The sequence below is a fragment of the Roseovarius maritimus genome (genome assembly GCF_043355895.2).
Lineage (GTDB): Bacteria > Pseudomonadota > Alphaproteobacteria > Rhodobacterales > Rhodobacteraceae > Roseovarius > Roseovarius maritimus.
On record NZ_JBHFPF020000005.1, the window covers coordinates 152127 to 177226 of the forward strand.

Below are 25100 nucleotides of genomic sequence, written 5' to 3' on the forward strand. Positions count from 1 at the left end.
GTCCAAACCGAAGTAACCCACCGGATAATTCAACGGGCCGCGCGCCCGTTTTTTTGTGCTTTACGATCCTGAACGAGACTGACCCGAGACCTATGAACAACGACCTTATCGCCAAAGCCGCCATCGACCGCCGCATGGCCGAGATCATCACCCCGGTGATCGAGGATCTGGGGCTGGAGTTGGTGCGCGTGCGTCTGATGGGCGGCAAGTATCATACGCTGCAGATCATGGTCGACCGCCCCGAGGGCGGCATCGAGGTGGATGAATGCGCCAAGGTCTCGACCGCCGTCAGCGCCACGCTGGATGTCGAAGATCCGCTGACCGATCCTTACACGCTCGAAGTCAGCAGTCCCGGCATCGACCGGCCCCTGACTCGGCTCAAGGATTTCGAGGCATTTGAGGGCTACGAGGCCAAGATCGAGACGAACGAGCTGATCGACGGGCGCAAACGCTTCAAGGGTGTTCTGGCCGGCGTCGAGGGCACCGAGGTGCTGATCAACGTGGAAGAGGGCACCATCGGCCTTGAATTCGACTGGCTGGCCGATGCCAAGCTGGTCCTGACCGATGAGCTGATCAAGGAAATGCTGCGTCAGCGCAAGGCAGCGGGCAGTATCAACGAAACCGATTTTGACGAAATCCAGACTGATACCGGTTCTGAGGAGGACTGAAATCCATGGCAATCACATCCGCAAACCAGCTGGAGCTGTTGCAGACCGCCGAGGCTGTCGCCCGCGAAAAGATGATCGACCCCGGTCTGGTGGTCGAGGCGATGGAAGAATCGCTCAGCCGCGCGGCCAAATCGCGATACGGCGCCGAGATGGACATCCGCGTCAGCATCGACCGCAAGACGGGCCGCGCGACCTTCACCCGCGTGCGCACCGTGGTCGAGGATGACGCCGTCGAGAATTATCAGGCCGAGTTCACCGTCGAGCAGGCCAGGCAATACCTGGACGATCCCAAGGTGGGCGACGAGTTCATCGAGGAGGTCCCGCCGGTCGAGATGGGCCGCATCGCCGCGCAATCGGCCAAGCAGGTGATCCTGCAGAAGGTCCGCGAAGCCGAGCGTGACCGCCAGTTCGAGGAATTCAAGGACCGCGCCGGGACCATCATCAATGGTCTGGTCAAGCGCGAGGAATATGGCAACGTCATCGTCGATGTGGGCCGCGGCGAGGCAATCCTGCGCCGCAATGAAAAGATCGGCCGCGAGGCGTATCGCCCCAATGACCGCATCCGTTGCTACATCAAGGACGTGCGCCGCGAACAGCGCGGTCCGCAAATCTTCCTGTCGCGCACCGCGCCCGAATTCATGGCCGAGCTCTTCAAGATGGAAGTGCCCGAGATCTACGATGGTATCATCGAGATCAAGGCCGTCGCCCGCGATCCCGGCAGCCGCGCCAAGATCGCAGTCATCTCCTATGACAACTCGATCGATCCGGTCGGCGCCTGCGTCGGTATGCGCGGCAGCCGCGTTCAGGCCGTGGTGAACGAGCTTCAGGGCGAGAAGATCGACATCATTCCGTGGAATGACGACCAGCCGACTTTCCTTGTCAACGCGCTTCAGCCCGCCGAGGTCTCGAAGGTGGTTCTCGATGAGGAAGCCGGCAAGATCGACGTTGTCGTGCCCGAGGATCAGCTGAGCCTTGCCATTGGCCGCCGCGGCCAGAACGTGCGTCTGGCCAGCCAGCTGACCGGTCTCGATATCGACATCATGACCGAGGCCGAGGATAGTGAGCGCCGCCAGAAGGAATTCGAGGAGCGCACCAAGCTCTTTATGGACAATCTCGATCTGGACGAGTTCTTTGCCCAGCTTCTGGTTTCCGAAGGTTTCACCAACCTCGAAGAGGTCGCCTATGTCGAGCTGGACGAGTTGCTGGTGATCGACGGCGTCGACGAGGATACGGCAGGCGAGCTTCAGGCACGCGCCCGCGACATCCTTGAGGCGAAAGCCAAGGAGGCGTTGGACAAGGCGCGGGAATTGGGTGTCGAGGACAGCCTGGTTGAATTTGAGGGCCTGACACCCCAAATGGTACTGGCGTTGGCCGAGGATGGCGTCAAGACGCTGGAAGATTTCGCAACCTGCGCCGATTGGGAACTGGCCGGCGGCTGGACGGTTCAGGACGGCGAGCGCATCAAGGACGATGGCCTGCTTGAACCCTTTGACGTCTCGTTGGAAGAAGCGCAGGATATGGTGATGACCGCGCGCGTCCTTCTGGGCTGGGTCGATCCGACGGAACTGGAAGACGGCGCGGAAGACAGCGCCGACGACGCAACTGACGAGGAGGCCGAGGCCTGATCGCAGGCCTCGGAGTGCACCTGATGGGACGCGGCGGAGCGCCCAAAGACCGCGAAGACGGTCCAGAGCGTAAATGCATCGCCACGGGCGAGGTGCAACCGAAACACGGTCTGATCCGTTTTGTCATTGGCCCCGAGGGCCAGTTGGCTCCGGATCTGATGGAAAAACTGCCGGGGCGCGGCATCTGGGTGTCAGCGGATCGCGCCGCGATCGACAAGGCGGCGAAGAAGGGCCTTTTTGCCCGCGCCGCCAAACAGCCGGTCACTGTGCCTGAGGGACTGTCCGATTGGGTCGAAAAACTGTTGGCGCAGCGGGTGGTCAATTTGATCAGCCTTGCACGTAAGGGCGGCAAGGCCGTTTCGGGCTACGAGAAGGTCAAGGGAAGCCTCGATAAGGAAGAGGCCGAAGTACTGATACAGGCCAGCGACGGCTCGGAGCGTGGAAAGTCAAAGCTCAGCACGCCGCATTTCGGCTCTTTCATCGGTTGGCTGACCGCCGATGAGCTGGGACAGGCCTTTGGGCGGCAAACTACGATCCATGCGGCACTGTCTGCTGGCGGTTTGACGCAACGTGTTGTAGAGGAAGCGGCAAGGCTGAAAGGCCTGCGCGTTTCGGACGATGGCAACGGCCATCGGAAAGGAAAGAAGACCAGATGAGCGACAACGACGGAAAGAAGACATTGGGTGTTCGTGGCGGTCCCCGTGGGGGCAGCGTGAAGCAGAGCTTCAGCCATGGCCGGACCAAGAACGTCGTGGTGGAGACCAAGCGCAAGCGTGTCGTCGTGCCCAAGCCGGGCGCAGGCAACGTGGCGGGTGCTGGCAAACCCGCGCCCATTGGTGATCCGTCCAAACGTCCCGCAGGCATCTCGGATGCCGAGATGGAGCGCCGCATGAAGGCGCTTCAGGCTGCCAAGGCGCGTGAGGGCGAAGATGCCGCGCGCCGCGAGGCCGAAGAGAAAGAGCGCGAGGAAGAACGCCAGCGCCGCCGCGAAGAGGCTGAGGCCAAGGAGCGCGAAGAGCAGGAGCGCGTTGAGGCGCTCAAGGCCAAGGAAGAAGAGGACGAGCGCCAGCGCCGAGCAGCCGCAGACGCGGCCAAGCAGGCTGCAGCCGCCCCGGCCGCAGAGCCCGAGGGCGCGCGTGCCGCACCGCGCGGCGCGGCCCCGTCTTCGGCCCCCCGCAAGACCCAGGATCGCGATAGCGAGCAGAAGCGTCCCGCCAAGGGCAAGGGCATGGGCGACGACAATCGTCGCTCGGGCAAGCTGACGCTGAACCAGGCACTGTCTGGCGGCGAAGGCGGCCGCCAGAAGTCCATGGCCGCGATGAAACGCAAGCAGGAGCGCGCCCGTCAGAAGGCGATGGGCGGTAGCCAGGAACGTGAAAAGATCATTCGCGATGTCCAACTACCGGAAACCATCGTTGTGGCCGAGCTGGCTCAGCGTATGGCCGAGCGTGTCGGTGACGTGGTCAAGGCGCTGATGCAGAATGATATGATGGTGACGCAGAATCAGGCGATTGACGCCGACACTGCCGAGCTCATCGTCGAGGAATTCGGCCACCGCGTCGTCCGTGTCTCGGACGCCGACGTGGAGGACGTGATTGCCAAGGTCGAGGACAAGGACGAGGACATGAAGCAGCGTCCCCCGGTCGTCACGATCATGGGCCATGTCGACCACGGCAAGACGTCGCTTCTGGATGCGATCCGCGATGCCAAGGTGCAGTCCGGCGAGGCCGGCGGCATCACGCAGCATATCGGCGCATATCAGGTCAAGACAGATAGCGGGTCGCTGCTGACCTTCCTCGATACGCCCGGCCACGCCGCGTTTACGTCGATGCGGGCCCGCGGCGCGCAGGTGACGGATATCGTCGTTCTGGTTGTAGCAGCCGATGATGCGGTCATGCCGCAGACCATCGAGGCGATCAACCACGCCAAGGCCGCCAAGGTCCCGATGATCATCGCGATCAACAAGGTCGACAAGCCCGAGGCGAACCCGCAAAAGGTGCGCACCGATCTTCTGCAGCACGAGGTCGTCGTCGAGGCGATGTCGGGTGATGTGCAGGACGTCGAGGTCAGCGCCAAGAGCGGCAAGGGCTTGGACGAGCTTCTGGAAGCAATCGCGCTGCAGGCCGAAATCCTGGAGCTGAAGTCGAACCCGAACCGCGCCGCCGAAGGTGCCGTGATCGAGGCGCAGCTGGATGTGGGCCGTGGACCCGTTGCAACTGTTCTGGTGCAGAAGGGCACGCTACGCCGGGGCGACATATTTGTCGTGGGCGAGCAGTACGGCAAGGTTCGTGCGCTGATCAACGATCATGGCGACCGCGTGAATGAGGCGGGTCCGTCCGTCCCGGTCGAGGTTCTGGGCCTCAATGGCACGCCTGAGGCCGGCGATGTCCTGAACGTCGTCGACACCGAGGCGCAGGCCCGTGAGATCGCGGAATACCGCGCCAACGCCGCCAAGGAGAAGCGCGCTGCAGCCGGTGCTGCGGTCACGCTGGACCAGATGATGGCGCAGGCCAAGCAGAACGAAAACGTGGCCGAGCTGCCGATTCTCGTTAAGGCGGACGTTCAGGGCTCGGCCGAGGCCATCGTTCAGGCGATGGAGAAGATCGGCAACGAAGAGGTGCGCGTGCGTGTACTGCATTCGGGCGTCGGCGCCATCACCGAGAGCGATATCGGCCTTGCCGAAGCGTCAGGCGCGCCGGTCATCGGCTTCAACGTCCGGGCCAATGCGCCTGCTCGTCAGAGCGCGAACCAGAAGGGCGTCGAGATCCGGTATTATTCGGTGATCTACGACCTCGTGGATGACATCAAGGCGGCGGCCTCGGGCCTTCTGGGTGCGGAGATCCGCGAGAAGTTCATCGGCTACGCCAAGATCAAGGAAGTCTTCAAGGTCACGGGCGTCGGCAAGGTTGCGGGCTGCCTGGTCACTGAGGGCATCGCCCGTCGCTCGGCCGGTGTGCGCCTCTTGCGCGACGATGTCGTGATCCATGAAGGCACGCTGAAAACGCTCAAGCGCTTCAAGGACGAAGTGGCCGAGGTTCAGTCGGGTCAGGAATGCGGTATGGCCTTCGAGAAATACGAAGATATCCGCCCCGACGATGTCATCGAGATCTTCGAGCGCGAAGAGATCACGCGCACGCTGGACTGATCTAGACCTGATAGAAATTGAGAAGGGTGCCCCTCGGGGCGCCCTTTTTCTGTGCCAGACCTACAGCCAGTCGCGCAGGATCGGGATCAGTGGAATATCGGCCGGCGGCATGGGGTAATCGCGCAGCTGGTTTGGCCGCGCCCATTTCAGCGCCTGCCCTTCGCGCCCCTGCACGATTCCGTCCCATTTCCGGCAGGCAAATAGGGGCATGAGCAGGTGGAAATCGTCGTAGCTATGGCTGGCAAAGGTCAGCGGCGCAAGGCAGCTGGCCCAGGTGTCGATGCCCAGCTCTTCGTGCAACTCGCGGATCAGCGCCGCCTCTGGCGTTTCGCCCGGCTCGACTTTGCCCCCCGGAAATTCCCAGAGGCCTGCCATTGATTTGCCTTCGGGTCGCTGAGCCAGCAGCACGCGGCCATCGACGTCGATCAGCGCCACCGCCGAAACCAGAATGACCTTCACGAGCGGTAGTCGGCGTTGATGTCGATATAGCCATGCGTCAGATCGCAGGTCCAGACGCGAGCGCAGCCGCCACCAAGGCCCAGATCGACATGGATGATCAGATCCTGCGCCTTCATGTAGGCGGCGGCGCGGTCCTCGTCATAGTCGGGGCTGACCCAGCCGTTTTCGGCCACCTTGATATCGCCGAACCAGATGGAGAGCGTATCGCGATCCGCGCGCGCGCCGGATTTGCCCACGGCCATCACCACGCGGCCCCAGTTGGGGTCCTCGCCCGCGATGGCGGTTTTCACCAGCGGCGAATTGGCGATGGATTTGGCGTGCCGATGCGCATCGGCATCGCTGGCCGCGCCGGTGACGGAAATCTCAACCAGCTTGGTCGCGCCTTCGCCGTCGCGCACGACCTGCTTCGCAAGATCCAGCATGACGCGGCGCAGCCCTTCCATGAAACCGATGGAATGCTCGGTAATATCTGCGCCCGAGGCGCCCGTCGCGCCGACCAGCAGCGTGTCCGAAGTCGAGGTGTCGCTGTCGACGGTAATGCAGTTGAAGGTGGTGCGGTTCAGGGCCGATACCATGGATTGCAGCACGGGCTGCGGCACTGCGGCATCGGTAAAGATATAGACCAGCATCGTGCCCATGTCAGGCTCGATCATGCCCGAGCCCTTGGCGATGCCGGCGATGCGCACGGTCTTGCCGCCCACATCCACCTCGGTGGCCGAACCCTTGGGGAAGGTGTCAGTTGTCATGATCGCGCGGGCGGCATCGGCAATGCCATCCTCGCGCAGTGCCGATTTCAGATCGCCCAGCACGGCGGTGATCCGCTCGTGCTTCATCGGCTCGCCGATCACGCCGGTCGAGGAGGAAAAGACACGGTGCGCAGGCAGGTTGAGCGTATCGGCAACGGCACCGGTCACGGCGCGCACCGATTCTACTCCGCGCGCGCCGGTAAAGGCATTGGAATTTCCCGAGTTCACGATGATTGCCGCGCCCTCATCTCCGCTACGCCCGATCTTGGCCTGGCAGTCCAGCACCGGGGCTGACCGCGTGGCCGAGCGGGTAAACACCCCCGCCACCGTGCTGCCCGGCGCCAGATGCGCCAGCATCACGTCGGTGCGCCCCTGATAGCGCACACCGGCGGCAATACTGGCAAACCGAACCCCCTCGATCACGGGAAGGTCCGGGAAAGCGGCGGGCGCCAGCGGCGAGACGGAGGTGATCTTGGCCACGTGTGTTTACTCTTCCAGAAGGTTCATCTGATTTAGCACGGCGGGATCCATCTCATCGCCCGCGTTCCGGTCAATCTCGCTACCCTTCTGCAGCTCGGTGACCTTCTGTTCGATCGCCTGCTGGCGCAGGGCGTCGACAATCTCGGGGCGCACCTGTTCCAAATCGGGGGCATCCTTGGCGCGGGTCTCGACCAGCTTGATCACGTGCCAGCCAAACTGGGTTTGAACCGGATCGCTGATGCTGTCCGCTTCCATGCCCTCGACGGCGGTCTGGAACGGCTCGACCATCATGCCTTCGCTGAACCAGCCCAGCGCGCCGCCGGACGGGCCGGACGGGCCGGTCGAATGCTCTTCGGCCAAGGCGGCAAAATCGGCGCCACCGCGGGCCTCCTCGACCAACGCCTGCGCCTCTTCCTCGGTCTCGACGAGGATATGCGCGGCGTTGTATTCGGTGACGGGATCCCCGCCGGTGTAGTTTTCGTCGAAATAGGTCTGGATGGCCTCATCGGTGACGGCGGCCTCGGAAATCGCGGCCATCTCTTCGGCGGCGATCAGCGCACGGCGCTCGTTTTCCAAAGCCAGCGCGGCGCGGCGAGGCAGATCCCCCTCATGCGCGTCCGACAGCAGCGTCTGCTGGATCAGCTGGTCGAGGATGCCGGGAAAGAGGACATCGGCCGGCACCTGCTGAAACTGCTCGGGCAGCCCCGCACGCAGGATCAGCATGTGACCAAGGGTGATATCGGTGCCATCCACAGTGGCAACGACGGTATCCGCGCTGGGCGCGTCGTCTTGGGCCAGGACCGGCGCAGCGCCGAGTGCCCCCATCAGCATGGCGCAGGTGGCAATCGGTTTGATACGGTCGAGCATTGAACGTTCCTTCACAGTTGTCGTCGGCAGATGCCGCGCTGGGTGCGCGACGTTGACACTAAGCCAGCAGGCGCTTACATCGCCTTTGAATAAAGGCATATCCCGCTGATACCCCTCCCGAGATAGGGGTGCAATGGAAACGGGACAAGGCATTGCCGAACACGAAGAAATCACAATACTGGAACGGATTGCACATGCTGGGTTTAGGAACGGTCGCCCGTAAGGTTTTCGGCACGCCCAATGACCGCAAGGTCAAGGCGACGCGCCCCTTGGTCGCCAAGATCAACGCGCTGGAGCCCGAGATCGAGGCGCTGGACGATGCCGGCATCATCGCCAAGACGGACGATCTGCGCACGCGCCTGCAGGGCGGCGAGAGCCTTGATGCGCTTCTGCCCGAAGCCTTTGCCAACTGCCGCGAGGCCGCGCGCCGTGCCTTGGGTCTGAGGGCTTTCGATGTGCAGCTGATGGGCGGAATTTTCCTGCATCAGGGTAACATTTCCGAGATGAAGACCGGCGAGGGCAAGACGCTGGTCGCGACCTTTCCGGCCTATCTCAACGCGCTGACCGGCAAGGGCGTGCATATCGTTACCGTCAACGACTACCTCGCCAAGCGGGACGCCGAGTGGATGAGCGCGGTCTTTTCCGCCCTCGGTATGACCACCGGTGTTGTTTATCCGCAGCAGCCCGAGGACGAAAAGCAGCGCGCTTATGCCTGCGACGTGACCTATGCGACCAATAACGAGCTGGGTTTCGACTATCTGCGCGACAACATGAAATCCGAGCTGACCCAGATGAGCCAACGCGGCCATCACTACGCCATCGTGGACGAGGTCGACAGCATCCTGATCGACGAGGCGCGCACACCCCTCATCATCTCGGGGCCCGCGCAGGACCGCAGCGATCTCTATATCGCCATCGACAAGCTGATCCCGGAACTGGCAGAAGATCACTACAAGGTCGATGAAAAGACGCGCGGCGTAACCTTCACCGATGAGGGCAACGAGTTTCTGGAAACCCTGCTGGTCGAGCGCGGCATTCTGCCTGAGGACCAGTCGCTTTACGATCCTGAGAGCACGACCATCGTGCATCACGTCAATCAGGGCCTGCGCGCGCACAAGCTGTTCCAGAAGGACAAGGACTACATCGTTCGCAACAATGAGATCGTGCTGATCGATGAATTCACCGGGCGCATGATGGCGGGCCGCCGCCTGTCGGACGGCCTGCACCAGGCCATCGAGGCCAAGGAGGGCGCCGATATCCAGCCTGAAAACGTGACGCTGGCGCAGGTGACGTTCCAAAACTATTTCCGTCTCTATGACAAGCTGTCGGGTATGACCGGCACCGCGATGACCGAAGCCGATGAATTTGCCGAGATCTATGGCCTTGGCGTGGTGGCCGTGCCCACAAACCGGCCCATTGCGCGCATCGACAAGGACGATGCAGTGTTCCGAACCACCGCCGAGAAATACAAGGCCGTGGTCGAGGAGATCAAGGAAGCCAACGAGAAAGGCCAACCGACGTTGGTCGGCACAACCTCTATCGAGAAGTCCGAGATGATCAGCCAGATGCTGACCGACGCGGGGATCGAGCACAACGTGCTCAACGCGCGCCAGCATGAGAAAGAGGCCCAGATCGTTGGCGATGCAGGCAAGCTGGGCGCCGTGACCATCGCGACCAACATGGCTGGCCGCGGCACCGATATCAAATTGGGCGGTAACATCGATCTCAAGATCATGGAGGCGATCCACGCCGATCCCGAGGGCGACCCCGCCGAGATCCGCGCCCGTATCGAAGAAGGCCACAAGGCCGAAGAGCAGGCGGTCAAGGATGCCGGTGGCCTCTTTGTCCTCGCGACCGAGCGGCACGAGAGCCGCCGCATCGACAACCAGCTGCGCGGCCGCTCGGGCCGTCAGGGCGATCCGGGGCAATCCTCGTTCTTCCTGTCGCTGGATGATGACCTGATGCGCATCTTCGGGTCCGAGCGTCTGGAAAAGGTGCTGTCCGGTCTCGGCATGAAAGAGGATGAGGCGATCATCCACCCGTGGGTGAACAAATCGCTCGAGCGCGCGCAGGCCAAGGTCGAGGGGCGCAACTTCGACATCCGCAAGCAACTGCTCAAGTTCGATGATGTGATGAACGAGCAGCGCAAGGTGATTTTCAAGCAGCGGCTCGACATCATGCGCGCCGATGACCTGAGCGAGATCATCAAGGACATGCGCGGCGAGGTGATCGACGATCTGGTCGATCAATACATGCCGCCCAAGACCTATGCTGACCAGTGGGATATGGAGGGTCTGCACGCCGCCATCGTTGAGCAGCTGAACATGGACCTGCCGGTGCAGGCATGGGCCGATGAGGAAGGCGTCGACGACGAGGATATCAGCGAGCGCATCGAGAAGCACGCGAACGAGATGATGGCGAAAAAGGCCGTCGCCTTCGGGGCGGGCAACATGCGTATGGTTGAAAAGCAGCTCCTGCTGCAGACCATCGATGCCAAGTGGCGCGAGCATCTTCTGACGCTGGAACATCTGCGCAGCGTCGTCGGCTTTCGCGGCTATGCGCAGCGCGATCCGCTGAACGAGTACAAGAATGAGGCGTTTAGTCTGTTCGAATCCATGCTGGACAGCCTGCGTCAGGACGTGACCCAGAAACTGGGTCAGGTGCAGCCGGTATCCGAGGCCGATCAGCAAGCGATGCTGAAAAAGATGATCGACGAGCGTAATGCGCTCAAGGCGCAAACCGATGCGGCGACACCGCAGGAGGATGGCCGCGACACTGCCCAGCGCCCTTCCGAGGCCGCGCGCGAGGGATTCGACGAGAACGATCCCGCCACTTGGGGCAATCCGGGGCGCAACACGGCCTGCCCTTGCGGGTCCGGTGAAAAGTTCAAACATTGCCACGGACGCATCGGGTGAGCTGAAGATTAGACCATCGGGCCGCCACATGACGGCCCGAATGACTCCGCGCCTATGCCACATGCGCGCCCTTTTCGGCAGGTACCCACCTTGCATGACCTGATCTTACAGGCGTGCGGAGGTGCGGTATGAATAAGCTCAAGATGGTCGCTATGGGATGTGGCACGCTGGCGTTGGCGCTGGGCGCTGGCCACTTCATGCAATCGCGCAGCGCTGTTGCCCCGGTGGCACAGCAGAGCCGCGCGCCAATCCTTGGCTCAAGCCTGGCGCAGGGCACGGACACCATAAACGGGGCCTTGCACCTGTCCGCCATCACGCTGACCTCTGCCGCGCCTACATTGCCAAGTGCGGCGCCAGCACCGGGAAAGCTGCCGCAACTCCCCCCTCTCAGCGAGATCCGTGAGGCAGCGCTGAACGACGCTGCCGGCCAGACCCTGACGGATGCCTTGCCCGCAGAAGAGCCGGCCCCAAGCCTGACCTGCGACTATTCCCTGCAGGCCGACGTCGCAGCCGGTGCAATGGTTGCGCTCTCGCTGGATGCGCCCTGCGCCCCCGGTGAGCGGTTTACCCTCCATCACAACGGCATGATGTTCACCGAAGTGACGGATGATGGCGGCTATGCCAGCATGCTGGTTCCCGCCCTTTCGTCCCGCGCGGCGTTTATCGCGTCCTTTCCCAATGGCGACGGGGCCGTGGCCAATGCCGAGGTCGAGGGACTCGTCTATTATCAGCGCGTCGCAGTGCAGTGGCAGGGCAATGCGGGTGTGCAGCTTCATGCGCTGGAATTCGGGTCCGATTACACCGGGGAGGGCCATGTTTGGTCTGGTGCCAGTCGCGACGTGGCCGCCGCGGCAGACGGCAATCGCGGCTTTCTGACCCGCCTCGGCAACGCCGGTCAGCCAGATGGGCTGATGGCCGAGGTCTACACATTCCCCAGCCAGTTGGCCGGCCGCGATGGTCAGGTGGAACTGCGCGTCGAAGCCGAGGTGACCGAGGCCAACTGCAACCGCGATATCGAGGCGCAGGCGCTTCAGCTGCAGGCTGATGGCGCGCTGCGCGTTCAGGATGTGACGCTGATGATGCCAGAGTGCGATGCCGTTGGGGATTTTCTGGTGTTGAATAATCTGCTGAATGACCTCACGATTGCGCGCAACTGACACGCGGGCTTGAGGGCAATCAGATGACACAGCTACGTGCGGCGATCTTCGCCGCACTTTTTCCTTGTCTGGCGGCTTTTGGCGCCGCGGCGCAGGACGTAACATTGACGTCGCGAGACGGGGACGTGACAATCACCGGTGACCTTCTGGGCTTTGACGGCGAATTCTACCGCGTCGATACCATCTATGGCGAGTTGACGGTCGACGGCTCAGGCGTGCTCTGCGAGGGGCCGGGCTGCCCCAATCTCAATGCATATGTGGCCGAAGCGACCTTGTCGGGCGCGCCGACGATTGGCCGCGTCCTGATGCCCGCCCTGATCGAGGCGTTCGCACTGCGCCAGGGGTTGGAGTTGTCGCGCGAGAACAGCTCTGACATCGCGTTCAGTTACACGCTTTCGGATCCGCAAAGCGGTGACGCACGGGGCCGGTTTCACATCCGGTTGACCAATACTGACGAAGGCTTTGCCGACCTGCTGGCGGGCGAGGCGGACATGGTGATGTCCCTGCGCGAGGTCACGCGGGCCGAGGCGATCCGGGGCCGCGAGGTGGGCCTTGGCGATATGCGCGACGCGCGGCGCAGCCGCGTTCTGGCGCTGGATGCGCTGGTGCCGCTGGTCTCGGCGGGAAACCCGGTCACCTCCGTGACCACGCCGCAACTGGCGCAGATCCTGTCGGGCGAGATCACGGAATGGGTCAGCCTTGGCGGCGCGGATGCGCCCATCGCGGTGCATCTACATGACACCACCACAGGCCTTGGCCAGTCGACCGAGCGGCGCATGCTGCGTGGCGAGAGGGGCAGTTTTGCCGAGGGCACAATTCGGCACCTCGACGGAGAGGCGTTGTCGCAGGCGGTGGCGCAGGACCCGTTCGCGATCGGGATCGGCAGCCGGTCGGAAAAGGGCCTGACCTTCGAGTTGGCGCTGACCGGAGAATGCGGGTTCGGGATGACCGCCACGCGCCGCGCGGTCAAGACCGAGGACTACCCCCTGACGGCGCCCATGTTCCTCTATCTGCCCGCGCGCCGCCTGCCCAAGTTGATGCGCGAATTTCTCGCCTTTACCCGTGAGCCTGCGGCTCAACTGGTGATCCGCCGTGCCGGCTTTGTCGACCAGTTGCCCGAGGAGATTTCCATCGACGATCAGGGTGACCGCTTTGCCAATGCGGTGCTGCGCGCGGGCGAGGACATCGGCCTGGAAGATCTGCAGCGCATGGTGCGCGTGCTCAGCCCGCTCAAGCGCCTGACTACCACTTTCCGGTTCGAGCCTGGGTCGGCCCGGCTGGATGCGCAATCACGCTCGAACGTCGATAGCCTGGCGCGCGCGCTGGAGAGCGGGTTTTACGACGGGCGGCAGCTGCTTTTCGTCGGATTTTCGGATGGGGAGGGGCCGGCGGCGGCCAACAGGACCATCGCGCTGCGCCGCGCCGATGCGGTGCGCGATGCCGTGATCCACAGCGCCGAGACGGCGCAGCTGGACCGGCTGCAACTGGATACCGAGGCGTTTGGCGAGGCGATGCCGATGGCCTGCGACGACAGCGAATGGGGCCGCCGCGCCAATCGCAGGGTCGAGATCTGGATGCGCTAGCGCTCCGCTTAGGACGTCGCGCCTGGCATCGCTGGTCCGCAAGGGGTATTTTTACCAAGAAAAAGCAGAGTGCTGCTCTTAGTCGTCGGAGCGCGCGCGATCCGCCTCGATCCGGTCCATCGCCGCTGTCCACTCGCGGTCGCGCAAAACACGGCGAAAGGCGCGGCGCAACTCGGCGACGCCGTCGCTCCGGTACCAACGCCCATGCGCGAGGATGATGCGCTCCGGCGCCCATGCAATCATCCGCTCGACGGAATCGGCCAGCGCGGCCTTGCGAAATGTCATCCGCATGTCGGGTGGCATCTTGCCATCGCTGTCGTCGATACCGGCGATCCAGACAAGGGGGCGCATCCAGATCGGAAGTTTGGCCGTCTCGAAATTCTCGATGAGGTCGGCCAGAATGAGTGTGTTCGAGGCGCGGTGAAAAAACACCGCCTCCTGGTGCATATTGCTGCCTTGAACGATCATCTGGTCGATCTGGCCTTGCCAGTCACTGGGCGCGTCCTGGTCCAGATCATGATCGAAGGTGACGTTTATCCCCTTCCTCGCCGCGCGCCGGGCCACGCCGGGGGCGGCGTGGGAGATTGCCCCGGGGTAGGCGCGCTGCCATTCTGTGACAGATGCGTAATGTATCCAGTTGGGCGCTATCAGGTGGCGCACCGGGCCTAGTGCGTCCAACTCGCGGCGGAGGTCATCTGTCAGGTTGGTAGGCGAATGCGCCCAGAGATCGCCATTCTGCAGCCGGACCACCGTGCAGCGGGTCGAATAGGGCATGCCGTAAAAGCGCAGCGCAGGCCCGTCTATCACCCAGATATCGTCCGCCACGGGCTTGAGCGTGTTCAGAGGCTCATAGCCCGTGGCATGCGTAGAGTGCGCCAAGGTCAGTCGGTGACGCGCACGTCGGTCATCACGTCAGGCTGGCCGACGACCGCGCCATTGCCGCCGGTGCCGCGCTTGATCGCGTTCACCACGTCAATGCCGTCCGTCACCTTGCCCACCACGGTATATTGGCCGTTGAGGTGCGCGGCAGGGCCGAACATGATGAAGAACTGGCTGTTTGCGCTGTCGGGGCTCTGGCTGCGGGCCATGCCGACGACACCTTCCTCAAAAGGCTGATCCGAGAATTCAGCCTTGAGATCGGGCAGATCGCTGCCGCCCGAGCCTGCGCGGCGCATGTCACCGCCCTCTATCTTGCCGAATTCGACATCGCCGGTCTGCGCCATGAAGCCGTCGATCACGCGGTGAAAGACGATGCCGTCATAGGCCCCCTGCTCGGCCAGGGTCACGATCTGCTTGACATGATTTGGGGCGACATCCTCGAAAAGGTCGATGGTCACGGTGCCGTTCGCTTCGCCCGCGATTTCGATTTCAAGGCCGGTGGCCAGTGCGGGCGCGCCTGCGGTGATCAGGAAAGCTGCAAGAAGGTTACGCATCCGAAGCCACCTTGACGCTGATCATGCGATCAGGGTTCGCGGGTGGCTCGCCCTTGGTGATGCTGTCGACCAGCTCCATGCCCTGAATGACGCGGCCATAAACGGTGTATTGGCCGTTCAGGAAATGGTTGTCCTTGAAATTGATGAAGAACTGGCTGTTCGCAGAGTCGGGATTGGCACTGCGCGCCGCGCCCAGCGTGCCGCGATCATGCGGGATCTTCGAGAACTCTGCCTTGAGGTTCGGCAAATCGCTGCCGCCAGTGCCTGCGGCGCGGGGATTGTAGTCCTTCTCCATATTGGCGTTCTGCACGTCGCCCGTCTGGGCCATGAAGCCGTCGATCACCCGGTGGAAGGCCACGTTGTCATAGGCGCCGCTGCGCGCCAGCTCTTTCATCCGCTCGGAATGGCCTGGCGCCACATCGGGCAAAAGCTCGATCGCGACGGTACCGTCCTTCAGCTCGATCAGGATGGTGTTTTCGGGGTCTTTGATCTCGGCCATGTATCGGCCTCCTGTTTTGAAAAGCGTCGCTGCAATATCTAGGGGCTTGGACGGGGCTTGCCAAGCGCGCCCGTCTTGACGCCTGCGCGCCGCCGCGCCAAGAGGGGCGGCGACCGACCCGCGGCCAAGGAGAGTAACATGAGCTGGAAGACCCTCGACGACATCGACCTGAGCGGCAAGCGCGTGTTGGTGCGCGTCGATATCAACGTTCCGGTCGAGGGCGGGCGCGTCACCGACGCGACTCGGATCGAGCGGATCGTGCCGACGGTCGAGGACATCCTGTCCAAGGGCGGGCGGCCCATCCTCATTGCGCATTTCGGCCGGCCCAAGGGCAAGGTCGTTCTGGATCTGTCGCTGCGCGTCGTGCTGCCCGCGCTCGAAAAGGCGCTGGGCCATAGCGTCCGCCTGATCGAAACGCTCGACGGCGCCGAGAACCTGACGGCCGAAGCCGCCGCCGCCGAGGTGCTTTTGCTGGAAAACATCCGCTTTTATCCCGGCGAAGGGGCGAACGATCCCGAATTTGCAAAGCGCCTTGCCGCGTTGGGCGATGTTTACTGCAACGATGCCTTTTCGGCCGCTCACCGCGCCCATGCCAGCACCACGGGCATTGCGCATCTCATGCCGTGTTGCGCAGGCCGCCTGATGCAGGCCGAGCTGGAGGCACTGGAGGCGGCACTGAGTCATCCGAAGCGGCCTGTGATCGCGGTTGTCGGCGGCGCCAAGGTCTCGACCAAGCTGGACCTTCTGAGCAACCTCGTCGCAAAGGTCGACAGCCTCGTTATCGGCGGCGGCATGGCCAACACTTTCCTCGCGGCGCAGGGTCTGCATGTGGGCAAATCCCTTTGCGAGCATGACATGGCCGCCACCGCGCGCGAGATCATGACCAAGGCCGCCGCAGAGGGCTGTGAGATCATCCTGCCCGCCGATATCGTCGTCGCGCGCGAGTTTGCCGAGAATGCCCCGCACGAGACTCTGGCCGTGCATCTGTGCCCCGACGACGCGATGATCCTGGACGCCGGCCCGCAAAGCGTGCGGCGTGTGGCGCAGGTGCTGGACACTGCCAAGACGCTGATCTGGAACGGCCCGCTGGGCGCGTTCGAGATCACGCCTTTCGATACCGCGACGAATGAAGCGGCGCGCCACGCCGCCGAGTTGACTCGCAAGGGGAGCCTCATCTCGGTTGCAGGCGGCGGCGATACCGTCGCGGCGCTGAACCGCGCAGGCGTGGCCGATGACTTCACCTATATCTCCACCGCGGGCGGCGCGTTTCTCGAATGGATGGAGGGCAAGGATCTGCCCGGGGTCGCCGCGCTCAAAGGATGAAGGACTGAGAGCGCGTTAGCGCCACCACAATTGCAAGCCTCCGCGCGCTGACCTAAAAGCGCGTTTGACAGTGAAACTATACCAGCGGAGCCGACCAAATGCCGAACACAGCCCAAGCAGACAAGATCCGCGTCGGAAACGGCTTTGTCGCGGCGCTCGATCAGTCCGGTGGCTCGACTCCCAAGGCGCTGGCGCAATACGGCGTGCCCGAAAGCGCCTATCGCGGCGATGCCGAAATGTTCGACATGATCCACGCGATGCGCGCCCGCATCGCGCAAGCGCCGGGTTTCAGCGGAGACAAGGTTGTCGGCGCGATCCTCTTCGAGATGACGATGGACCGCCAGATCGACGGCAAGCCCTCGGCGAAATACCTCTGGGAAGAGCGCGGCGTCGTGCCGTTCCTCAAGGTCGACAAGGGCCTCGAGGACGAGAAAGATGGCGTGCGCCTGATGAAGCCGATGCCGGACCTGGATGCGCTTTGCGAGCGTGCTGTTGCCGCGGGGATCTTCGGCACCAAGATGCGCTCAGTCATCGACGCAGCCTCGCCCAGCGGGATCGAGGCGGTCGTCGCGCAGCAATTCGAGGTGGGCCGGCAGATTCTGGGCCACGGCCTTATCCCCATTATCGAGCCGGAAGTCACTATCTCGATCAAGGACAAGGCCGAGGCCGAAGAATTGCTGCTGGAGGCGCTGCGGCGCCATCTGGATGCGCTTCCCGAAGGCACGCAGGTGATGCTGAAACTGACCCTGCCGGAGACGGCGAACCACTACCGCGCTCTGACACAGCACCCCGCCGTGATGCGCGTCGTCGCCCTCTCGGGTGGATACAGCCGGGACGAGGCGAACCGCCGTCTAGCCGTGAACACCGGCATCATCGCCAGCTTCAGCCGCGCCCTCACCGAAGGTCTGTCCGCCGATCAGTCCGATGAAGAGTTCAACAAAACCATCGGCGCCACCATCGACAGCATTCACGCGGCGTCTGTTGCCGGATAGGGGATTGCGCAGCTTTTTTTGCCTGAAGTATCCCCGCCGGAGGCGCAAAAACCTCTCTGACGGGCGCTTAGCTTAGCCTTGCAAGAATGGCTTTGGTATCAACCCCGTCGATTGCTCCTGCGCTGCGGCCACGCTCGCCCGTCAGACGTGTGGCGATATAGGCATCGGCGATGGCAGAGGGCGCCTGCCGGATCAAGATGGAAGCGGTCACCAAGGTTGCGAGACTGTCGGCGTACCAGCGCGCCTGTCCCTCATCGGGAAGGCGGGGAAAACGGCCCATATGCGTGCGGAGCGCCGCATCATACCGGCGGTATTCGCCCGTCACGGCGCCCAAGGCATCGCTGAGGACTTCGCCCGCGAGCGGCACTTCGCGCAAGGTGCGAACGATGTCGAGACATAGCAGGTTGCCCGGCCCCTCCCAAAGCCCACTTACCGCAGCGGCGCGGTAGAAAAGTGGCAGCCCCACTTCTTCGGCATAGCCCATGCCGCCGAGGCATTCCATGGACTCGCCGACAACGGTTGGGCAGACACGATGGTTCAGGTATTTCGCAAGTGCCACGCCCAGCTGCGAGAATGCGCGACCCTGCTCGCTTCCTTCGTCAAAGGCACGTGCAACGGTCAGGGAAAGGGCCAGCGCGCCCTCCCAGTCCAGCGCCAGATCGGCGAGGACGCTGCGCATCAGCGGCTGGTCGATCAGCTGCGCGTCGCCGATGCTGCGGTGACTGCACCAATGATGCGCCGCACTCAGCGAAGTCCGCATCAGCCCGGCGGATGCAGTGGCGGCACCCAGCCGTGTATGCCGGATCAACTTCCCGACGGAAGCAAGGCCTTCGCCCTCGTCGCCCAAAGGGTAGCCGATGGCATCGGTAAACTCGATCTCCGCAAGCGCGCAGGACGGGGCGCCGAGCGTAGATTTCAGCTGCTGTATGTGAACGTCATTTCGCGTGCCCTCCAGCCAGCGCGGCACCAGGAATGCGGTCAGCCCGCCGGGCGCTTGCGCCAGTGTGATGAGGCCATCCGACATTGGCGCCGCGCAGAACCATTTATGCCCACGCAGCCGATAGGCCTCCCCGTCGCGCCCGGCGTGGGTGCTGATCCGGTTCAGGTCAGTGCCTCCCTGCTTTTCGGTCAGCGCCAGCCCCACGGTCGCTGCCGCCTTCTGGGTTAGAGGTTTGACTGCCGGATCGTGCAGCCGTGCCGTCAGTTTCGGCACCCATTCATCAAACAGGCCCGGAGCCGCGCGTAGTGCCGGGATGGCAGCATACGTCATGCTCATGGGGCCGCATACGCCAGGTTCGACCTGGCTGGTGAGGTAAATCATCGCGGCATGGGTCGAGTGGCCACCCTCCGCGCCCTCCCATGGCAGTGCAGCACATCCCGCACCCAGCCCGGCTTGCATCAATTCATGATAGGCGGGGTGGTAGGCAACCTCGTTCAGCCGTCGGCCGCCCGCATCGTAGATGCGCGCGCGGGGCGCGGTCCGGTTTGCCTCCAGCCCAGCCTCGCGCATCGCACTGCGGCCCATCTTGCGGCCGTAAAGGGCCAAATGATCGCCGTCGGCGCCGAACGCGTGATCCCGAAACGCGGGGTCGCCCGTCCAAAGGTCCAGATCGCCGCGGATGGGAGGCTGGTTGGTCACGGCATGCGTATCGGTCTCATCATGTGGGCCGGATGCGTCCGGGCGCGTGTGGGGCATCTGGCGCTCTCCTTTAACGGGTGCATTTAGGCGAGGCTGCCACATGATTGCAACGCAAACCATGCCAGGAATAAATGTGATTCCAAACGACGTGTCGCTGTGGCACTGTGGCCCAAAGCCCACCTAGAGGCATATGGACGAGGCAGTACCCGTGACCTATCGACAGAAGCCCCCATTGGGCGTGTTCATCTATTTCGTGATTACCTTTGCGCTGGGCACGTATTTCACTTTTGCTGCTGTGCAGGGCGACTTTGGTCTCTTCAGCCGCGCCGAGATCGAGGCGGAAGCGAGCGAGCTGCAGGCGCAGCTGGACGCGTTGAATGCGGAGGTGGCGGTGATGGAAAACCTGACCCATCGGCTGTCCGACACGTATCTGGATCTGGATCTGCTGGACGAGCAGGCGCGCTCTGTCCTGGGTCTTTTGCGTACGGACGAAATCGTTATCCGTTGATAAGATCCTGACGTGCCCCGATCCCCGATCACACTGATTTTCGCCGCCATCGCGGAACCGGCTTGTCTGATGGGTGGCGGCGTGCCTATCGTGACACCAGCTGCGCAACTGTTTGTGCCGTGAATAGTTTAGCGTTAAACTATTCACAATCCACGTGCCAACCAAGGGGATACCTGCCAATGGCTGCCCAGAAGAAAGCAAGCAAATCAAACGCTTCGGCGGATGAGCTGAAGGCGTATTACCGCGACATGCTGCTGATCCGTCGATTCGAGGAAAAGGCGGGCCAACTCTATGGGATGGGCCTGATCGGCGGGTTCTGCCACCTCTACATTGGCCAGGAGGCCGTAGTTGTCGGCCTTGAGGCTGCTGCCGAGGAGGGCGACAAGCGTATCACCACCTACCGCGATCACGGCCACATGCTGGCCTGCGGGATGGACCCCGACGGCGTCATGGCCGAGCTGACGGGCCGTGAGGGCGGCTATAGCCGGGGCAAGGGCGGCTCGATGCACATGTTCTCGAAGGAGAAGCATTTCTACGGTGGGCACGGCATCGTCGGCGCGAACGTGCCGCTCGGCGCGGGCCTCGCGTTTTCGGACAAGTACCGCGAGAATGACCGCGTGACCTTCACCTATTTCGGTGACGGCGCGGCGAACCAGGGCCAGGTCTACGAGACGTTCAACATGGCCAAGCTCTGGGATCTGCCCGTGATCTTCGTCATCGAGAACAACCAATATGCGATGGGCACTGCGCAGAAACGCTCGACGTCAACGCCCGATCTTTACAAGCGCGGCGACGCGTTTGGCATTCCCGGCGAAGCGGTCGATGGCATGGATGTGCTGGCCGTGAAGGAAGCGGGCGAAAAGGCCGTCGCGCATTGCCGCGCGGGCAAGGGGCCGTACATCCTCGAGATCAAGACATACCGCTATCGCGGGCACTCGATGTCGGACCCGGCCAAGTATCGCACCCGCGAGGAAGTGCAGAAGATGCGCGACGAAAAGGACTGCATCGAGCATGTCCGCGACCTGCTGCTGACCGGCAAGCATGCAACCGAGGAAGATCTGAAAGCGATCGACAAGGAGATCAAGCAGATCGTCAACGCCTCGGCAGAGTTCGCCAAGGAAAGCCCTGAGCCGGACGAGAGCGAGCTGTGGACAGATGTCTACGCCGACGAAGTCCCGCAGAAAGCCTGAGGAGCCACGCATATGCCGACAGAAATTCTCATGCCCGCCCTCAGCCCCACGATGGAAGAGGGCACTCTGGCCAAATGGCTGGTCAAGGAGGGCGACACCGTCTCGTCCGGAGATATCCTGGCCGAGATCGAAACCGACAAGGCCACGATGGAATTCGAGGCCGTCGATGAGGGCACGATCGGCAAGATCCTGATCGAGGCCGGCACCGAGGGCGTTGCAGTGAACACCGCTATCGCCGTGCTGCTGGAAGAAGGCGAGAGCGCCGACGACATCGACGCGGAGGCCGGCGCCAAACCCGAGGCGCCCAAGGAAGAGCCGAAAGCCGAGGCAAAGGACGACAAGACGTCCGACGCCCCCAAGGCCGTTCCCGCGCAGGCCAAGGCACCGCAACCCGACCGCACGCCCGACTGGCCCGAAGGCACCGAGACGAAAAAGCAGACGGTCCGCGAGGCGCTGAACGAGGCGATGGCCGAGGAAATGCGCCGCGATGGCGATGTTTTCATCATGGGCGAGGAAGTGGCCGAGTATCAGGGCGCCTACAAGATCACCCAGAACCTGCTGCAGGAATTCGGCGCCAAGCGCGTGATCGATACGCCCATCACCGAGCATGGCTTTGCCGGGATCGGCGTCGGCGCGGCCTTTGGCGGCCTGCGCCCCATCGTCGAATTCATGACCTGGAATTTTGCCATGCAGGCGATTGACCAGATCATCAACTCGGCGGCCAAGACGCTTTATATGTCGGGCGGGCAGATGGGTTGCCCCATCGTTTTCCGCGGCCCCAACGGCGCCGCCGCCCGCGTGGGTGCGCAGCACAGTCAGGACTATGCGGCGTGGTATGCTCATATTCCGGGCCTCAAGGTGGTGCAGCCCTACTCGGCCTCGGACGCAAAGGGCCTGCTGAAAACCGCGATCCGCGATCCGAACCCGGTCGTCTTCTTGGAAAACGAAATCCTATACGGCAAGTCCTTCGACGTGCCTGTGATGGAGGATTATACCGTTCCCTTCGGCAAGGCGCGCATCTGGCGCGAGGGCGAGGATGTGACCATCGTCAGCTTTGGCATCGGTATGACCTACGCGATGGAGGCCGCCGAAACGCTGGCCGAGGATGGGATTTCAGCTGAGGTCATCGACCTGCGCACCCTGCGCCCCATCGACTACGACACTGTCATTGCTTCGGTTCAAAAGACCAACCGCTGCGTGACTGTCGAAGAGGGTTTCCCCGTTGCATCCATCGGCAATCATCTGTCGGCTGTTATCATGGAGCGCGCGTTCGACTATCTCGATGCGCCGGTCATCAATTGCCTCGGCAAGGACGTACCCATGCCCTACGCCGCCAACCTCGAAAAGCTGGCCCTGACCTCGACCAAGGAGGTCTTGGACGCGGTGCATAAAGTGACCTACCGGTAAGGAGAAAGAGCGATGCCGACAGAAATTCTGATGCCCGCGCTTTCCCCGACGATGGAGGAAGGCACTTTGGCGAAATGGCTGGTCAAGGAGGGCGACACGGTGTCCTCAGGCGATCTGCTGGCCGAGATCGAGACGGACAAGGCCACGATGGAATTCGAGGCCGTCGATGAAGGCACGATCGGCAAGATCCTGATCGAGGCCGGGACCGAGGGCGTGAAAGTGAACACCGCCATCGCCGTCCTGCTGGAGGAAGGCGAGAGCGCCGACGACATCGAGGAGGGTGGCAGCAAGGCTGCGCCCGCCAAGGATGACGCCAAGGAGGCTGCGCCCAGATCGGATGACAACGCGCCAGCCAAGGAGAGAGCGCCCGCCGAGGCGTCCGAGGCGCCCGCCGCGCCCAAGAACGCCGATGGCGAGCGCATCTTTGCCTCGCCCCTCGCGCGCCGGATCGCGGCCGACAAGGGGCTGGACCTTAGCCAGATCGACGGTTCGGGCCCGCACGGCCGCATCGTCAAGGCCGACGTTGAAAACGCCACCGCCAAGCCTGCCAAAAAGGCAGACGTGGCCGAGGCGGACGCCGTTGGCGCTCCCGCCGCGACCGAACCTGCCAAGACGGGGCAGTCCGCCGATGCTGTCGCCAAGATCTATGAGGGCCGCGAGTATTCCGAGGTCAAGCTGGACGGCATGCGCAAGACCATCGCCGCGCGCCTGACCGAGGCCAAGCAGACCGTGCCGCATTTCTACCTGCGCCGCGATATCAAGCTGGATGCGTTGCTGAAGTTCCGGGCCGATCTGAACAAGCAGCTTGAAGGGCGCGGCGTCAAGCTGTCGGTCAACGATTTCATCATCAAGGCCTGCGCGCTGGCGCTGCAGGCCGTGCCCGCCGCCAATGCCGTTTGGGCCGGTGACCGTGTGCTGCAGCTCAAGCCTTCCGATGTGGCGGTTGCGGTCGCCATTGAGGGCGGGCTTTTTACCCCGGTTCTCAAGGACGCGGACATGAAGTCGCTCTCGTCTCTCTCAGCCGAGATGAAGGATCTGGCCGCGCGCGCGCGTGATCGCAAGCTGGCGCCGCACGAGTATCAGGGCGGCAGCTTTGCCATCTCGAACCTTGGTATGTTCGGCATCGACAACTTCGATGCGGTCATCAACCCGCCACATGGTGCGATCCTGGCCGTGGGTGCCGGTGTGAAAAAGCCGGTTGTCGGCAAGGATGATGAGTTGGCGATTGCGACAGTCATGTCCGTCACACTCAGCGTTGATCACCGCGTCATTGACGGCGCGATGGGAGCGGATCTGTTGAAACATATCGTCGAAAATCTGGAAAACCCGATGGTCATGCTCGCCTGACACCGCGTGCTTCCAGTGGGACATGAGAAACGCGCCCTCGGGCGCGTTTTTTCGTTTTGCATGCGGTCGGTGGGTGCACGCAGCACCCTTGGAATTAGCGCGGGTCGAGACAAAAAAGCGTCTTGATTCCATCTATATATCCGTGATTCAGATAAATCATAAAAAATAACAAGATGAGGCGAGCAACATGACTCTTTCAAAGAGCAACATTCTGGTATGCACATTCCTTGTGCTGCCGGGTGCCGCGCTGTCGCAGGATGTTTCCGGCGCAGCTACACTGGGCTATGCGCATTCTTCGGTTTCAAACGGGGGCGGCGATCTGAACGCCTATACGGTTGACGGCGCAGGTGACATCACGTTTCAAAACGGTTTCGCGGTGGGCTTGACAGGATCGGTTATCCATGCGGATCCAGACGGTGGCGGGGGCGACATCGATCTGACTGACCTGGGCAGTGATTTGACCTACACAACGTATTCCGGGGCGATGTTCGGTGGCTATCTCGACTATACGGATCTGAGCGGAAATGGTCTGTTGACCGGCAGCGCCGATGCCACATCGTACGGTCTGACCGGCGGCTATGCAGGCCAGATGCTGCAGATCAAGGCGAACGTTGGCTGGACCGATGCATCCGGCGCAGGGCTTGGCGTTGTTTCGGACTGGATGGACTATGGTGTGAATGTTTCCTACACACCAACCGAGCGGACACGTATCGCCGGTCACTGGCAGTTGAGCGACGTAGATACCAATTTTGGAGGCACGGACCTCAGTAGTGTCGGCGTCGGGGCCAGCCACGATTTCGGTGCGGGTTTCGTCGGCTTCGGTGGCATCAGCCGCGTCGATTTCGACGCCGCCAACGTAGACGCCACGTCTTATGGCGTGGGCGTCGGCTACGATCTGAGCCAGATCTCCAGTGTGCCCGCACAGGTATCTCTGGAACTGGCGCGCACCAATCTGGATGCAGGCGCTTTTGGAGATACCGATGTGGACACCGTGCGCCTTGGCGTCACCATTCCGCTGGGCGGACCTTCGAACCAGACGCCGCTGAACAGCCTGTCAGAGAGCATCATGGCCCCACGGCACAACGCGCTGTCGACACTGTTCGACAACATATTCTAG

General features: G+C 62.7%; 21 protein-coding genes. 14 read left to right on the forward strand and 7 right to left on the reverse strand.

Annotated elements, in window-relative coordinates:
* Nucleotides 1–92: 92 nt before the first annotated feature.
* Genes rimP through infB form a run of 4 tightly spaced genes read left to right on the forward strand, consistent with a single transcriptional unit; the run spans nucleotide 93 to nucleotide 5438 of the window.
* Entirely contained in the window at nucleotides 93–668 is a 576-nt protein-coding gene (gene rimP / locus ACEWPM_RS11625; protein ID WP_393962290.1) for a ribosome maturation factor RimP, read from the forward strand.
* A 5-nt stretch (nucleotides 669–673) separates the two neighbouring features.
* Nucleotides 674–2293 carry a transcription termination factor NusA gene (gene nusA, locus ACEWPM_RS11630; protein ID WP_393962289.1) on the forward strand — a complete coding sequence of 540 codons (1620 nt, stop codon included), beginning with the start codon at nucleotides 674–676 and terminating at the stop codon, nucleotides 2291–2293.
* A 23-nt stretch (nucleotides 2294–2316) separates the two neighbouring features.
* A complete protein-coding gene (locus ACEWPM_RS11635) occupies nucleotides 2317–2949 on the forward strand; it encodes an RNA-binding protein (protein WP_393962288.1) in 633 nt (210 codons plus the stop codon).
* A complete protein-coding gene (gene infB / locus ACEWPM_RS11640; RefSeq protein ID WP_393962287.1) occupies nucleotides 2946–5438 on the forward strand; it encodes a translation initiation factor IF-2 in 2493 nt (830 codons plus the stop codon). Before ACEWPM_RS11635 ends, infB begins: the two co-directional genes overlap by 4 nt.
* 60 nt (nucleotides 5439–5498) lie before the next feature.
* Here infB and ACEWPM_RS11645 read toward each other — a convergent pair whose 3' ends face one another.
* From ACEWPM_RS11645 to ACEWPM_RS11655, 3 genes are read right to left on the reverse strand one after another with little or no spacing between them, the layout of a single operon-like run.
* A complete protein-coding gene (locus tag ACEWPM_RS11645) occupies nucleotides 5499–5897 on the reverse strand; it encodes a (deoxy)nucleoside triphosphate pyrophosphohydrolase (protein WP_393962286.1) in 399 nt (132 codons plus the stop codon).
* Nucleotides 5894–7123, reverse strand: coding sequence for a bifunctional glutamate N-acetyltransferase/amino-acid acetyltransferase ArgJ (gene argJ / locus ACEWPM_RS11650; RefSeq protein WP_393962285.1), 1230 nt, complete (start codon nucleotides 7121–7123; stop codon nucleotides 5894–5896). The genes ACEWPM_RS11645 and argJ overlap by 4 nt, the downstream gene beginning before the upstream one ends.
* A 6-nt stretch (nucleotides 7124–7129) precedes the next feature.
* Nucleotides 7130–7990 (reverse strand): peptidylprolyl isomerase, encoded by an 861-nt coding sequence (locus ACEWPM_RS11655; RefSeq protein ID WP_393962284.1) that lies wholly within the window; start codon nucleotides 7988–7990, stop codon nucleotides 7130–7132.
* A 194-nt stretch (nucleotides 7991–8184) separates the two neighbouring features.
* Between ACEWPM_RS11655 and secA the strand changes: the two genes are divergently transcribed.
* From secA to ACEWPM_RS11670, 3 genes are all read left to right on the forward strand, one after another.
* Complete coding sequence (gene secA / locus ACEWPM_RS11660) at nucleotides 8185–10905, forward strand: preprotein translocase subunit SecA (protein WP_393962283.1); 2721 nt, start codon at nucleotides 8185–8187, stop codon at nucleotides 10903–10905.
* Nucleotides 10906–11033: 128 nt separating this feature from the next.
* Entirely contained in the window at nucleotides 11034–12062 is a 1029-nt protein-coding gene (locus ACEWPM_RS11665; protein ID WP_393962282.1) for a hypothetical protein, read from the forward strand.
* Nucleotides 12063–12085: 23 nt separating this feature from the next.
* Nucleotides 12086–13645 carry a substrate-binding domain-containing protein gene (locus tag ACEWPM_RS11670; protein ID WP_393962281.1) on the forward strand — a complete coding sequence of 520 codons (1560 nt, stop codon included), beginning with the start codon at nucleotides 12086–12088 and terminating at the stop codon, nucleotides 13643–13645.
* 78 nt (nucleotides 13646–13723) lie between these two features.
* Here ACEWPM_RS11670 and ACEWPM_RS11675 read toward each other — a convergent pair whose 3' ends face one another.
* From ACEWPM_RS11675 to ACEWPM_RS11685, 3 genes are read right to left on the reverse strand one after another with little or no spacing between them, the layout of a single operon-like run.
* Nucleotides 13724–14524 carry a DUF4336 domain-containing protein gene (locus tag ACEWPM_RS11675; protein ID WP_393962280.1) on the reverse strand — a complete coding sequence of 267 codons (801 nt, stop codon included), beginning with the start codon at nucleotides 14522–14524 and terminating at the stop codon, nucleotides 13724–13726.
* A gap of 2 nt (nucleotides 14525–14526) precedes the next feature.
* Entirely contained in the window at nucleotides 14527–15078 is a 552-nt protein-coding gene (locus tag ACEWPM_RS11680; RefSeq protein ID WP_393962279.1) for a peptidylprolyl isomerase, read from the reverse strand.
* Nucleotides 15071–15577: a peptidylprolyl isomerase gene (locus tag ACEWPM_RS11685; protein ID WP_393962278.1), complete on the reverse strand. Its 507-nt coding sequence runs from the start codon at nucleotides 15575–15577 to the stop codon at nucleotides 15071–15073. Before ACEWPM_RS11685 ends, ACEWPM_RS11680 begins: the two co-directional genes overlap by 8 nt.
* 138 nt (nucleotides 15578–15715) lie before the next feature.
* Between ACEWPM_RS11685 and ACEWPM_RS11690 the strand changes: the two genes are divergently transcribed.
* Nucleotides 15716–16900: a phosphoglycerate kinase gene (locus ACEWPM_RS11690; RefSeq protein WP_393962277.1), complete on the forward strand. Its 1185-nt coding sequence runs from the start codon at nucleotides 15716–15718 to the stop codon at nucleotides 16898–16900.
* A gap of 98 nt (nucleotides 16901–16998) precedes the next feature.
* Nucleotides 16999–17892, forward strand: a complete 894-nt coding sequence (locus ACEWPM_RS11695; RefSeq protein ID WP_393962276.1) for a fructose bisphosphate aldolase — start codon at nucleotides 16999–17001, stop codon at nucleotides 17890–17892.
* Between the two features lie 67 nt (nucleotides 17893–17959).
* Here ACEWPM_RS11695 and ACEWPM_RS11700 read toward each other — a convergent pair whose 3' ends face one another.
* The gene (locus ACEWPM_RS11700; RefSeq protein ID WP_393962275.1) at nucleotides 17960–19588 is read right to left on the reverse strand and encodes an acyl-CoA dehydrogenase family protein; all 1629 of its coding nucleotides are present in this window, start codon (nucleotides 19586–19588) and stop codon (nucleotides 17960–17962) included.
* Between the two features lie 133 nt (nucleotides 19589–19721).
* Between ACEWPM_RS11700 and ACEWPM_RS11705 the strand changes: the two genes are divergently transcribed.
* The 5 genes from ACEWPM_RS11705 (at nucleotide 19722) to ACEWPM_RS11725 (ending at nucleotide 25100) form a co-directional block, all read left to right on the forward strand.
* Nucleotides 19722–20039 (forward strand): FtsB family cell division protein, encoded by a 318-nt coding sequence (locus tag ACEWPM_RS11705; protein ID WP_393962274.1) that lies wholly within the window; start codon nucleotides 19722–19724, stop codon nucleotides 20037–20039.
* Between the two features lie 179 nt (nucleotides 20040–20218).
* Nucleotides 20219–21229, forward strand: a complete 1011-nt coding sequence (gene pdhA / locus ACEWPM_RS11710) for a pyruvate dehydrogenase (acetyl-transferring) E1 component subunit alpha (RefSeq protein ID WP_393933323.1) — start codon at nucleotides 20219–20221, stop codon at nucleotides 21227–21229.
* 12 nt (nucleotides 21230–21241) lie between these two features.
* A complete protein-coding gene (locus tag ACEWPM_RS11715; protein ID WP_393962273.1) occupies nucleotides 21242–22636 on the forward strand; it encodes a pyruvate dehydrogenase complex E1 component subunit beta in 1395 nt (464 codons plus the stop codon).
* 12 nt (nucleotides 22637–22648) lie between these two features.
* Nucleotides 22649–23983, forward strand: coding sequence for a pyruvate dehydrogenase complex dihydrolipoamide acetyltransferase (locus ACEWPM_RS11720; protein ID WP_393962272.1), 1335 nt, complete (start codon nucleotides 22649–22651; stop codon nucleotides 23981–23983).
* A gap of 187 nt (nucleotides 23984–24170) precedes the next feature.
* Entirely contained in the window at nucleotides 24171–25100 is a 930-nt protein-coding gene (locus tag ACEWPM_RS11725) for a porin family protein (protein WP_393962271.1), read from the forward strand.

Coding starts and splice junctions, on each gene's coding strand:
- ACEWPM_RS11700 (WP_393962275.1), bottom strand. CDS start 19,588: ATGCCCCACACGCGCCCGGACGCATCCGGCCCACATGATGAGACCGAT.
- ACEWPM_RS11655 (WP_393962284.1), bottom strand. CDS start 7,990: ATGCTCGACCGTATCAAACCGATTGCCACCTGCGCCATGCTGATGGGG.
- ACEWPM_RS11685 (WP_393962278.1), bottom strand. CDS start 15,577: ATGGCCGAGATCAAAGACCCCGAAAACACCATCCTGATCGAGCTGAAG.
- ACEWPM_RS11725 (WP_393962271.1), top strand. CDS start 24,171: ATGACTCTTTCAAAGAGCAACATTCTGGTATGCACATTCCTTGTGCTG.
- nusA (WP_393962289.1), top strand. CDS start 674: ATGGCAATCACATCCGCAAACCAGCTGGAGCTGTTGCAGACCGCCGAG.
- infB (WP_393962287.1), top strand. CDS start 2,946: ATGAGCGACAACGACGGAAAGAAGACATTGGGTGTTCGTGGCGGTCCC.
- ACEWPM_RS11670 (WP_393962281.1), top strand. CDS start 12,086: ATGACACAGCTACGTGCGGCGATCTTCGCCGCACTTTTTCCTTGTCTG.
- ACEWPM_RS11705 (WP_393962274.1), top strand. CDS start 19,722: ATGGACGAGGCAGTACCCGTGACCTATCGACAGAAGCCCCCATTGGGC.
- rimP (WP_393962290.1), top strand. CDS start 93: ATGAACAACGACCTTATCGCCAAAGCCGCCATCGACCGCCGCATGGCC.
- ACEWPM_RS11665 (WP_393962282.1), top strand. CDS start 11,034: ATGAATAAGCTCAAGATGGTCGCTATGGGATGTGGCACGCTGGCGTTG.
- secA (WP_393962283.1), top strand. CDS start 8,185: ATGCTGGGTTTAGGAACGGTCGCCCGTAAGGTTTTCGGCACGCCCAAT.
- ACEWPM_RS11715 (WP_393962273.1), top strand. CDS start 21,242: ATGCCGACAGAAATTCTCATGCCCGCCCTCAGCCCCACGATGGAAGAG.
- ACEWPM_RS11720 (WP_393962272.1), top strand. CDS start 22,649: ATGCCGACAGAAATTCTGATGCCCGCGCTTTCCCCGACGATGGAGGAA.
- pdhA (WP_393933323.1), top strand. CDS start 20,219: ATGGCTGCCCAGAAGAAAGCAAGCAAATCAAACGCTTCGGCGGATGAG.
- ACEWPM_RS11680 (WP_393962279.1), bottom strand. CDS start 15,078: ATGCGTAACCTTCTTGCAGCTTTCCTGATCACCGCAGGCGCGCCCGCA.
- ACEWPM_RS11695 (WP_393962276.1), top strand. CDS start 16,999: ATGCCGAACACAGCCCAAGCAGACAAGATCCGCGTCGGAAACGGCTTT.
- ACEWPM_RS11690 (WP_393962277.1), top strand. CDS start 15,716: ATGAGCTGGAAGACCCTCGACGACATCGACCTGAGCGGCAAGCGCGTG.
- ACEWPM_RS11635 (WP_393962288.1), top strand. CDS start 2,317: ATGGGACGCGGCGGAGCGCCCAAAGACCGCGAAGACGGTCCAGAGCGT.